Genomic DNA, 11,460 nt, shown 5'->3' on the forward strand with positions numbered 1-11,460 from the left:
GAACTGTGGTTCCAGATCCCATTTCATCCCCTATTCAGTAACACCCTTTTTGATAGGCCAAGATGTGGGCATCGCTATAAAATGGCGGAATGCGACGCATTGGGAAACTCAATCATATTTTGTCTGATCGGGGCTTTGGGCTGGATCACTACATCGCCCTGGCGCTACTGGGAGCGGCACTCGTCGCATTCACTTTCAACTTAGGTGGGTTAGCTCTGCGAGATTGGGACGAGGGCACCGTTGCTCAGGTCGCCCGAGAAATTTGGCGATCTACCTGGCAATCTCCGGCCGATGAAGCGTCTCAATCCCTGACCTGGCTTTTTCCGACTCTGGGTGGCGAGCCCTACGTCAACAAGCCGCCGTTGATCCATAACCTGATGGCGATCGCCTTCCAATTAGGTGGCATCAACGAATTCACAGCCCGGCTCCCCGGTGCTTTACTAACCGCAGTATCCGTACCCGTCCTCTACGCTCTGGGCCGGGAAGTCTTTCGACGGCGATCGGCAGCATTGATGGCTGCGCTGGTCTATCTCACCAGCCTGCCCGTCATGCGGTTAGGTCGCCTGGCCATGTTAGATGGAGCGGTGCTGTGTTTCTTGCTGGTGATGCTGTGGTGTACGGTGCGATCGCGCCGAGACATTCGCTATTCGCTGGGTATTGGCATTGGTTTTGGGCTCATCAGCTTAACGAAGGGAGTGCTGCTGGGGATTCTGTTGGGGGCGATCGCCCTTCTATTCCTGGCCTGGGATACGCCCCGATTACTACGGCAGCGGTATCTGTGGCTAGGTTTAGCTTTGGGGGGTCTGCCCGTCGCACTGTGGTATGGGGCGCAAGTGTGGCACTATGGCACTGATTTTTTGGGGCGCAACCTGGTCAATCAGTCCCTCAGTCGCGTCTGGGATAGCGTGGAAGATAACAGCGGCCCACCCTGGTATTACCTGCTAGAGCTATTGAAATACGGCTTACCCTGGCTGGTTTTTCTGCCCATTAGTTTGCAAAAAGCATGGCAGAACCGGGATTTGGGTTGGGCCAAGCTGGTATTGGTATGGGCTGGAGTTTATTTTGTCACGATCTCCTTAATGGGAACAAAACTGCCCTGGTATATCCTGCCGCTGTATCCAGCATTGGCCCTGGCGATCGCTTCCCACCTGGCTGACATGTGGGAGAACGGGCGACACATTAACGAGCGGCAATATTTTCTGGGTCATTACAGCTGGAGTTGGTTTTGGGTGTTTATGGGTCTGGCTGCACTCAGCCTCGGCGCTGGCCTCTACCTGGGATTTTGGCAGATTCTGCCACAGCCAAATGTAGGTTGGATGTGTCTGGTTCTGGCGGGCACCCTGTTTTCGACAGCCATTCTTCTGGCTCGCCGCAGCCCTCGATTTATGGCTATTTTGGCCTGGGGAACATTCTTGACCCTGCTCTTACTGATGGGCTCCTCCCACTGGGTTTGGGAACTAGCAGAAGACTATCCGGTCAAGCCCGTAGCCACTCTGATTCAGAACAACACACCCCCTGGGGAACGAGTCCATATGTCGGCCTCCTATCACCGACCCTCGTTGGATTTTTATAGCGATCGCCAGGTCATTCCTGCCAACCGCAAACGCCTGCAACAACTTTGGCAATCCGAACCTCAGGTTTACCTGCTGCTAAATCGCAATACCCTGAAACAATGGCGTCCTTCACCACGTCCTACTGTGCTTGGCACAGCTGAAGGTTGGACACTGGTTCATCACGGCAACAGTCAAGCTCAGTAGCGGGTGAAGAGCTACTCACCCCACTGGCTAACCGATCGAGCCACAGCTCATGCTGCCAGGAGGTGCTGTTTTAGACGTGTGGTTGGTTGTTGTGAGAGAAGAACTGTAACCTTGGCCCGGTGAGTTAGGACATCACGATTGAAGGCAATGCCTTCAATCGTGATGTCCTAACTCACCGGGCGATAGCAATAAGCGCCCCTCTCACAACAACCAACCACATTTTTGCAACACGACCTGTCAGGCCAGAATAGGGGATGGAAATAGGGCAATACACTGAAGGCATTCAGTTCCTGTCATTTCGAAAGACTATAAAGGGGTTATGTAATGGTTCGATGCTTAGTTGGGCTGAGGCGCCTGGGGATTGTAGGAGTAATATTTCCCCTATTGATACTGCTGGTGCTGGGAAGCCCGGCGTTTGGCTTCACCCTCTCAACAGGAATTGCCCAGACTACCATCCTGACCAATCTAACCACTGGGGAGTGGGCTGTCGTTGCAATGGGCAGCATCCTGGCCCTGGCGATCATCCTGCATCTGACCTTAGGGCGGTTAGCTCGCCGTTCCTGGCTACCGTTTCTACAAACGACGATTCCGCAGCCCGAAGGAGCTCCAGAATCCCGCATTTTGTCCGCAGAGACACTGTATCGCACTCTGTTACTGGGCAGTCGAACTGTGCTGTGGGTCGGGGTTGGCCTGGCCCTAACCCAGTTGTTTCCGATTACGCGTGTTTGGAGCGATCGCGTTCTCTGGGCCCTGGTTAGCAGTTTCACCGCCCCCATTCTCTCCCTCGGCCGCAGCCAGTATTCCCTCAAAGACATCATCCTGCTGGTGGTCATGATTCTGGCCCTGATCGCGATGTCTAAGACCGTAGCAGAAATGTTCAAGCGTCGGATCCTCTCCCTGGCCCGGATCAATCGAGGGATGCAGGAAGCGATCGCCGTCATTTTTCGCTATATCCTGATCGTCATCGGCGTCATGGTCTTGCTACAAGTTTGGGGGCTAGATATTAGCTCCCTGGCAATTCTGGCCAGTGCCTTGAGCGTCGGCGTTGGTTTTGGTCTACAGGATATCGCCAAGAATTTTGGCAGCGGTCTGGTCCTGGTGTTTGAGCGCCCTATTCAAGTGGGCGACTTTGTCGAAATTGGCGAGTGCATCGGTACCATTGAGCGCATCGGAGCCCGCAGTACCCTCATCCGTACCCTGGATCAGGTGTCGATTATCATGCCCAACTCTCGCTTTCTTGAGCATGAGGTAATCAATTGGAGTCATGACAATCCCCTATCACGACTGCATGTTCCGGTAGGAGTCGCCTACGGTTCTGATACTGAGCAAATCCGAGGCCTACTCTTGGAAGCAACTCAGAACCATCCCCATATCCTCAGCCACCCCAAGCCAACGGTGATGTTCACAGAATTTGGGGAGAATAGCCTTAATTTTGAGCTCCTTGTCTGGACCCGAGAACCCAGTCTGCAAGCTGTTCTCAAAAGCGATCTCAACTTTCGTATTGAACGCCTCCTACGCCAAAACGGCATTGAAATTCCATTTCCTCAACGGGATTTGAATGTACGAGGCACCCTACCCGTCACCCTACCCGATGGCGTGGTTGACGCGCTGCAACAGATGGCAGGGCAGACATCACCCGTCACAAAATCCACGGCTGATACACCGACGGACTCCTAATTTTTCGCAAACCGGTTTGGTTACACCCTTCTGACCATCGTTTTATAGCGATGTGCGAATTGGTTCTATACACAAGGGATAGGGTATGGGGTGTAAGACACCTCATACCCTATCCCTTGTGTACTGGGCGTACTTGCATACCCTGGGGCTAGTCCAACCTGTGATCGCGGTCACAATTGGATGGCGATCGCAGACATATTCACCCCCCCGTAGAATCACTGAGAGAACCCTCAATTGCCCTAATACTGAAGATGTTGGTGCTCTACTTTTCGCCCCCAATCTATGCTGAATCTACCCCCTTTCCATCTGGCCATTGTCCACTTCTACGCAAACCTCTATAAAACCGTCACTTGTGAAGTAGCCCCAAAACCCAGCCAGCTCACTGGCCCCACTTGTGAATCCCTTCAAAATGTCCCAGTTGAGTTTCAGGCTCTCCTGCCTGCCAAGGTCTATCCCCATTTACATCCCCAAAACTACCCCGTACCCGATTCAACTCAGCGGAAAAGATGGATTTGAGAATGAGCCACTCAACGGTAGAAGGCCTATGGTGGCGAGTTTAGAAACATCTCGGTAGCTCCGTAGCCATTCTCCGTACACAAGTATTTGGCTGATAGATCTTCCCCAAAAACACGGTCTCGATTCCCTTGAGAAAATGGCTTAGTAAGAGAGAACAGGACTTCAGGATTGGGAGTACGTGGCATACCTACACCTAACCCTGAACCCCTACAGATTTTTCTATTGGGTGTTTCTATGACCTATAGCTTGCGGGTGGCGGATTTACCCCTCACCGAGCGCCCCCGTGAACGATTGAAGGAATCGGGGGCACGCCACCTATCAACAGCAGAACTACTAGCTATTCTCCTGGGTACCGGACAAGGACCCGGGAAGCTTTCCGCCGTCGGTTTAGGGCAACATATTTTGCAGGTGTTGGGCAGTAGCCAGCGAGAGCCCATGACTGTCATGCGCACCGTCAGCATCCATGAGTTGACGCAAATCCCTGGGGTTGGAGATGCAAAGGCATGCACCATCATTGCAGCCGTGGAGTTAGGCAAGCGGGTATTTCAGTCACGGCCAAGCGATCGCCCCATTGTGGATGACCCGGCGATCGCCGCCGCCCTCCTGAGCCACGACCTGATGTGGCAAACTCAGGAAAAATTTGCCGTTCTCCTCCTCGACATCAAACACCGTCACCTCGGTAGCCACATCATCAGCATCGGCACCGCCACCGAAACCCTGGCTCACCCCCGCGAAATTTTCCGTGAAGTCATCCGTCAGGGAGCCACGCGAGTCATCGTGGCCCACAACCACCCCTCCGGCAGCACCGATCCCAGCGCCGAAGACATTGCCCTCACCCGGCAACTGCTCCAGGGAGCACGCCTGCTAGACATTCCCCTCCTCGATCACCTCATTCTAGGAAACGGAGACTTCGCCAGCCTCCGTCAAAAAACCACCCTCTGGGAAGAATGCCCCCAGGGAGCCTAATGTCCAATCCGGTTGAATAACCGTAATCAATCTCAACTCGGGATAAGTCCAAGAGTCCACTTGCCGTGCGCAGAACGCACGACAAAGTGAGCTTTTTCGAGGGGCACGCTTTGCGTGCCCCTCGAAAAAGCCCTTAACCCGAACTCAGGTTAAATAGAGCTATGAGATGGGATATGTGACTACAGCTCCATATCCCATCTCATATCTTTCGGCAACGGAAAAGTTCTGTACTAACGCCCGCCAGCATAGCCGGATAGAGTTTTAGGGAGAAAGAAGCACGAAATGCCCCTCCTCCCTAAAACTCTATCTGACCCTGTACTCAGACACGAGGAAGAAAGAACACCTACTCCTCTACTTTCTCTGCCCCTACAGAAACCAAAAAATCGACATTTTGAAAGACATTCGAAAAAAAGCCTTTACCACGTTGCAGGTGATAGCATCCTGCCTTATACTAAAGCCTCGAAATTAGTGCTCAACGCCAACGAAACGGCAGGAGGCAATTATCCCTGAAACGTTATCTCTAACGGTTAGTTTGAGAGGCAACCGCGAGGTGCGAGAAAACCTGCAGCTCTTCCGCCTTGCCGGTTTACTCGACGCATTTTCTGAGCCCACCTTCCGCAAAGTCATGGACAAATGCGTCGAAGATGGCCCAGCAAATCTGATCCTCGATTTGTCTCAAATTGACTTTATCGACAGTTCCGGTCTCGGAGCTCTAGTTCAGGTTGCCAAAAAAGCTCAGAGTGCCGGAGGCATGATTCAAATCGTCACCAACCCCCGGGTCACCCAGACGGTCAAGCTGGTGCGATTAGAACAGTTCCTTTCGCTGCAACCCTCAGTTGAGGTCGCCATTCAAAATGTCAAGCAGTCTTAGCTGCCTGACACCTGCCATTACCCCGGATGATTTACGCCGGTTATCACCGGGGGTATTGGCGCATCTAGGCGATGCTGTGTACGAACTCTTTGTACGCACATCCTGCCTATTGCCACCCCGCCGCTTGCAGGCTTACCACGCTCAAGTTGTGCGGCAAGTGCGAGCCGAAAGCCAGGCTCAATCTCTCAAGGTTTTATTACCCCAGCTAACCCCCAGTGAACTAGAAATTCTTCGCTGGGGGCGTAATGCGTCTCCTAGAGGCCCTAAGCGGCTTGATCCGGGCACTTACCAGGAAGCAACAGCCCTGGAGACGCTACTGGGCTATCTGTATTTATCCGATGCTCCCCGCCTGGATGAATTGCTGATGGCGCTGCGAGAACAGATGCAATTCGACGAGGCTTCCCCCTCCAGTTCGGCAGATTTGTAAACTTGCCCAGCTGGAGGAAGGGGGATCAATTTCAAGGTGCTAGGCTGGAAGCCGGCGAAATTTTTATTGTGCAATTCACTGTGCGGGCCTGAACAGGCCGGGGGAAATCTATGGCAGCAAATGATCGGAAATTTAACCGGGGTAAGCAAGACGGTTATAGCAAACCGTCTCGGCCCGGGACTAAGGCTGGCCCCCGGCGCCCTGACGCAGAGGGGGAAGGCTATAGCCGGGGAGGTGGCAAGCGATCGCCCTCCTCACGCGACTTTCGCCGCCCCGGAGAAGGCGGCTACTCTGACAAACCCCGCCCGAAGCGAGAAGGACGCCCCGATCGCGACGGTAAACCCGAAGGTCGTCGTGATTCTCGCCCGGATAACCGCGGGGAATATCGGCCCAAACCTCGCCCGGATAACCGGGGGGACTTCCGCCGCGATGCCCGCCCAGAGAACCAGAAGGAGTATCGTCGGGACGATCGTGGCAATGAGAATTTCCAGCGAGAAGAACGCCCCTACGAGGCGCGTGAACCTCGTTATGAGGATCGTCCTAAGAAAGACTTCCACCGCGACAATCGTCCGAGTGGCCCAAAGAAGGATTTCCGCCGCGAGGAGCGTTTCAGCAAGCCACGCGACTTTGACCGCGAAGAACGTTCCAGTGGCAAGGATTCTCACCGTGAGGAGCGTTTTAGCAGCAAGGATTCTCGCCGCGAGGAGCGTTTCAGCAAGCCGCGCGACTTTAGCCGCGAGGAGCGTTTCAGTGGCAAGGATTCTCACCGTGAGGAACGTTCTCATGGGCCACGGGATGCTCAGCGGGAGGAGCGTTTCGCGAAGACACGTGACTTTAAACGTGAAGGGTCTGGTGATACGCGTAACTTCCGTCGTCAAGATTCTCATGCAGAATCTCACTCTCAGGCCCGCCGGGGTACCGCTGCGATCGCCACAACCGAGCGCAGCGAGACAGAAGAAAACCCTGATTTGGTCTATGGTCGGCACACAGTGCAGGCCTTGTTAGAGAGCGAGCGTCAAATCAACCGCATCTGGCTCTTGCCCCACCTGCGCTATGACCACCGTTTCCACAGCCTACTCAATCAGGCCAAAGCAAACGGCACCGTTATCGACGAAGTAGAAGCTCGTCGTTTGAGCCAGCTCACCCAGGGTGCAACCCACCAGGGCATCGCCGCCCAGGTCGCCCCCTACGACTATTTGGAACTCTCCGTTCTAATTGAGCAGGCCAAAGCAGCAACCGAATACCCCGTGATTCTGGTTGCGGATGGCATTACCGATCCGCACAATTTGGGAGCCATTATTCGGACAGCAGAGGCTATGGGAGCACAGGGGCTCGTAATTCCCCAACGGCGTTCTGCTGGCATCACCTCGACTGTCATGAAAGTCGCAGCGGGAGCCATGGAAAACTTCCCCGTATCGCGAGTCGTTAACCTCAGCCGGGCTCTGGACGAACTCAAAGAAGCAGGTTTCTGGGTCTATGGTACCGATGCCCAGGCTCCCCAGACTATCCAAAACACTGACCTGAAAGGTCCCGTCGCCCTGGTCGTTGGCTCGGAAGGTGAAGGATTGGGAATGTTAATCCAAAAATCTTGCGATGCACTGGTTGCGATCCCCCTAAAAGGCAAGACATCCAGTCTTAATGCATCTGTCGCAACAGGGATGGTACTTTACGAAGTTTATCGCCAACGGGGATCACAAAGCTGGACTCTTGATCCCCAAAATCCAGTCAGATAGCCTACTTGAGAGCCTTGAATCTTTCGTTTAAACCCGTTAATTTGGGGGTGTTATTACTCCTATCACCCGATTAAAACCGACTAAAACCTGTTTATCCTGGAAGCGGCCAAGAAATTATGAGTGAGATTTGGACTAACATCCTGCATACATTGGGGCTTGCCTGGTGGGTGGAAGTGATCACAGAGTCACCTCGCTGCACCTACTACTTTGGACCGTTCGCCAGCTCTGAGGAGGCAAATGCTTCCAAGCAAGGGTATGTGGATGACCTTGTACAAGAGGGAGCCCAGGGAATTAAGGTTGCTATTAAGCGGTGCAAACCCAGAAAACTGACTGTTTCGGATGAAGCTCCCGAGCTCAGCGGTCGTTCAACAACGCCACTATTTAGCCGTTAGCTCCCATAGTTGCGTTATCGATCGACCGATTCTAACCCCTCAATGGCTTCGGGATGTCGCTCCAGCCATTGATCTAAGTCTCTAAGAACCAGGTGTGGAATTTCCCATGGAAAAAGGTGAGCGGTATTGGGGTAACAATGCCACTCACTTTGAGTTAAATGTTGAGCGGTTTCATAGCTGGACGCAGCCGTAATGTGGCGATCGCCCTCCCCTGCCATGACTAAACAGGGCACCTGAATTTTTTCTAACTCTGCCTGGCGGTTGTAGCGCTGACGCAAAGCTGTGTTGAGGGCTCGGTTTGCCTGGGGGGATGTTTTTTGATAGGCATACACCGCATCCTGAGCCAGGTATTGGTAGGTTTCTGGGGTGTGCTGATTAATCAGGTAGCGAAAGAGCGATCGCTTGCCAAACATCTCAATGTTCCAATCCCAACCGGGATTCGCCCAATTCACCAGGGCGGCCACCCCGGTGAACAGATTGTCTTGCCAGGAAATCGGTGGATGGCTGCCTCGAGGGTACGCCGCTGTTGCCACCAGAACTAGCCCACTGATACGCTCTGGCTGCCGGAGTGCCAGCTCCATCGCTAAAATCCCTCCTAGCGACCAGCCCAACACCAGACAGCGAGAGATATTCTGCCGGTCTAGCAGGGCCTCCAGATCTGCCAGATGATCTTCCATAACAAAATCTTCCTGGGTCTGGCTCTGCCCATATCCCCGTAAATCAGGGGCCAGAGTCCGAAAGCGGCGGGACAAGTGTTGGGTAAACACCGACATGCTCCGTCCGCACCCTGGGTGCCCATGCAAGCACAACACAGGATACCCTTCCCCTTGCGCCAACACATGCAAGGGATAGGCTGACTGAGAAGACGCATTAGAAATCAAACCAGACATAGGCTCCAGGAAATAACGTTGAACAATCATCGGGGCGTAGCATTGGGTTCAGAATCTCTCGCCGTTTTCCTACTTTCCCCGAATGCTTCGCGTTACCTCAGCAAATTTGCCCTAATCTAAATTCTGTTCCACAGCAGATTCAGATAGCGCGGCAGCAGATTTATCCACAATCGCTAAATCCCGTTCCTTCATCCAGGGATAAACCCAGTCACAGAAAAATAGCGTCCCTGCTGTCACACAAACGGGGATTGCGAGCAAGTTCACTAGTGGTACACTCACCAACACCAAACACACCAGCCCAAAACTTGCGCTGGCAGGCAGTGTGCGTATAAATACGCCCAACTTCTCCCGAAACCGGAGACGGCGACGCTCTAAAGCAGAGTCTAGAAAATCAAGACAAACAATGGTGCCAGCAAGAGCAATACTCAGGGGCGTAGCGATCGCCGCTACCAATGGAACAAACCCCAACACAAACAGCGGCACCCCCACTCCCAGGCTCAGCACCAGCTTCTTCAATTCATACAGAATGGCTCGGCCAATATCCCGCGCCACCCCAACTTCCACAATGGTCACCTGCCCTGTCTGCCGCTTTTCCAGTTCCTCAGACAGCTTGCCGTACCAGGGAGCGCCCAGCAATACTCCAAACTGCAACAGGATAAACCCCGTAACCAGCAGCAGCACCAGGGTGAGCACCAAGCGCACCACCCAGAGGAGCGCGATCGCCAACCAATCCGGAATTTCAGCAAACCAATTAGGTAACGCCGGTCGCCAACTGAAGCTCCATTGAGGCCAGGGAATAGACCAGTTAGAAGGGTTAAGCCAGGTGGGCCAGCTCACATGCCAGCTAGCAGGCCAGTGGGGAAACCATGCGGGTACATGGGTCATCCAGGCCGGAAAGGTAAAGTGCCAATCCGGTAAGGTGTCGGCCCAGGCAGGAATTTGCGCGGTCCAATGGGGAATGTCGAGGGCGATCGCATCCACCAGGCGCAAACCCCCTGTAATCAGGGCAGCATAAAGGGTAATCCCCAAAGCAAAGTTAATGGCAATGGGAATCAGGACATATCGCCGCAGGGGAGGGGTTTGAATCAGAAGCCACAGTGCCCGCAGGGGATAGACAATTCCTGCCAGCAACCCGGCAGGAATGCGCATCAGGCCGTTATTCATGGGTCTATGCCGTACTCAATCCAGTGGAGAATTTCCTGGTTAACACGTTCTGCAGCCTCATCATAGGGGCAATGGCCTGAATCCGGCAGCTCCACCAGCTTCAACCGCGAGTTAAAGTCGGTCAATTGCCGCCCCCACTGAATGGGAATCACGCGATCCTGCTCGCCCCATAGTACCAGGGCAGGAATGTGCAGGTTGTTCAGGAGAACTCGTGTATCGGCACTAAAATCCGTCGCAGTTCGTGCCCGTACCAGCTTCAACAGCGTTCTCTCAGCTCCCGGCTCTTGGGCTGGAATAATGAAACTGGAAACTAGCTCATCCGTTACGTTCTGGGCATTCGCATAGACCTTCTGCAAAGCCGAACGGATAAAAGAAGGGCGACGGGCAACCCGCAAAATCAGACTAATGAGAAAGGGATTTGCAAAAGCAGTTTCGATGGATTGCACCATGGATTGCAGCCAGTTGGGCAACATCTCCTGGCGGGTGGAAGGTAACGTCACCAGCACAAGACGCTGCACTAGATCAGGGTCAGCAATGGTAGTGCTTAGGGCTACAAGTGCTCCCAAGGAGTGCCCTACCAGCACCACAGGTTCCCCCACAAACTGCTCGCAGAAATCACGCACCTGTTCCACCCACAGGTTTACCCGGTATTCAGTCGACGCTTTTTCTGATGCACCGAAACCTAAGAGATCGAGAGCATAAATCGTGTGATGTTGGCTGAGTGGCAGCAGGTTAGCATGCCATTGGGTGAGAGCGGCTCCAAAGCCGTGCAAAAACACAATCGGGCATCCGTCGGGGTTGGGCGATCGCAAACAGGTATAGCGCACTCGCCAACCTCGCCAGATCCAATCCCGTTGTACACCCAGTTGATCCTGCCAGAGAGTAGGGGGGGATCGCCGTGGCATCCTCAATCAAACCTGATTCGACTCTTCCCATGCTAACCTCTTCACCCAGGGGTTTTCATCAGGTGAGGTTTCATCCCCCTTGCTGTCAGTCAGTACTATTCATTTCCAGAATTTTGACAGGTGGCATGGGGCAGCAAAGCCCGTCCTACACATCAACTACCA

General features: G+C 53.7%; 10 protein-coding genes. 7 read left to right on the forward strand and 3 right to left on the reverse strand.

All coding sequences use genetic code 11. The features are described 5' to 3' along the window. Positions 1 to 89 precede the first annotated feature (89 nt). The 7 genes from H6F91_RS16425 (at position 90) to H6F91_RS16455 (ending at position 8,339) form a co-directional block, all read left to right on the forward strand. Entirely contained in the window at positions 90 to 1,757 is a 1,668-nt protein-coding gene (locus H6F91_RS16425; protein ID WP_190771892.1) for a glycosyltransferase family 39 protein, read from the forward strand. 324 nt (positions 1,758 to 2,081) lie between these two features. Then, entirely contained in the window at positions 2,082 to 3,434 is a 1,353-nt protein-coding gene (locus H6F91_RS16430) for a mechanosensitive ion channel domain-containing protein (protein WP_190771893.1), read from the forward strand. Positions 3,435 to 4,184: 750 nt separating this feature from the next. Further along, on the forward strand, positions 4,185 to 4,916 hold the full coding sequence (gene radC / locus H6F91_RS16435; protein WP_190771894.1) for a DNA repair protein RadC: 732 nt from the start codon (positions 4,185 to 4,187) through the stop codon (positions 4,914 to 4,916). A 502-nt stretch (positions 4,917 to 5,418) separates the two neighbouring features. After that, positions 5,419 to 5,787 (forward strand): anti-sigma factor antagonist, encoded by a 369-nt coding sequence (locus H6F91_RS16440; protein WP_190772018.1) that lies wholly within the window; start codon positions 5,419 to 5,421, stop codon positions 5,785 to 5,787. Beyond that, positions 5,771 to 6,214, forward strand: a complete 444-nt coding sequence (locus H6F91_RS16445) for a ribonuclease III domain-containing protein (RefSeq protein WP_190771895.1) — start codon at positions 5,771 to 5,773, stop codon at positions 6,212 to 6,214. Before H6F91_RS16440 ends, H6F91_RS16445 begins: the two co-directional genes overlap by 17 nt. A 110-nt stretch (positions 6,215 to 6,324) precedes the next feature. Then, a complete protein-coding gene (gene rlmB, locus H6F91_RS16450) occupies positions 6,325 to 7,947 on the forward strand; it encodes a 23S rRNA (guanosine(2251)-2'-O)-methyltransferase RlmB (protein WP_190771896.1) in 1,623 nt (540 codons plus the stop codon). Between the two features lie 116 nt (positions 7,948 to 8,063). Then, positions 8,064 to 8,339 (forward strand): DUF1816 domain-containing protein, encoded by a 276-nt coding sequence (locus H6F91_RS16455; protein ID WP_190771897.1) that lies wholly within the window; start codon positions 8,064 to 8,066, stop codon positions 8,337 to 8,339. A gap of 14 nt (positions 8,340 to 8,353) precedes the next feature. Here H6F91_RS16455 and H6F91_RS16460 read toward each other — a convergent pair whose 3' ends face one another. The 3 genes from H6F91_RS16460 to H6F91_RS16470 all read right to left on the reverse strand — a co-directional run bounded on the left by H6F91_RS16460 (position 8,354) and on the right by H6F91_RS16470 (position 11,298). Then, complete coding sequence (locus H6F91_RS16460; protein WP_190772019.1) at positions 8,354 to 9,229, reverse strand: alpha/beta hydrolase; 876 nt, start codon at positions 9,227 to 9,229, stop codon at positions 8,354 to 8,356. 111 nt (positions 9,230 to 9,340) lie between these two features. Further along, a complete protein-coding gene (locus H6F91_RS16465; RefSeq protein WP_190771898.1) occupies positions 9,341 to 10,393 on the reverse strand; it encodes an EI24 domain-containing protein in 1,053 nt (350 codons plus the stop codon). After that, positions 10,390 to 11,298 carry an alpha/beta fold hydrolase gene (locus H6F91_RS16470; RefSeq protein ID WP_190771899.1) on the reverse strand — a complete coding sequence of 303 codons (909 nt, stop codon included), beginning with the start codon at positions 11,296 to 11,298 and terminating at the stop codon, positions 10,390 to 10,392. The genes H6F91_RS16465 and H6F91_RS16470 overlap by 4 nt, the downstream gene beginning before the upstream one ends. Positions 11,299 to 11,460 lie beyond the last annotated feature (162 nt).

The organism is Leptolyngbya sp. FACHB-8, assembly GCF_014695575.1.
Classification (GTDB): Bacteria; Cyanobacteriota; Cyanobacteriia; order Elainellales; family Elainellaceae; genus Vacuolonema.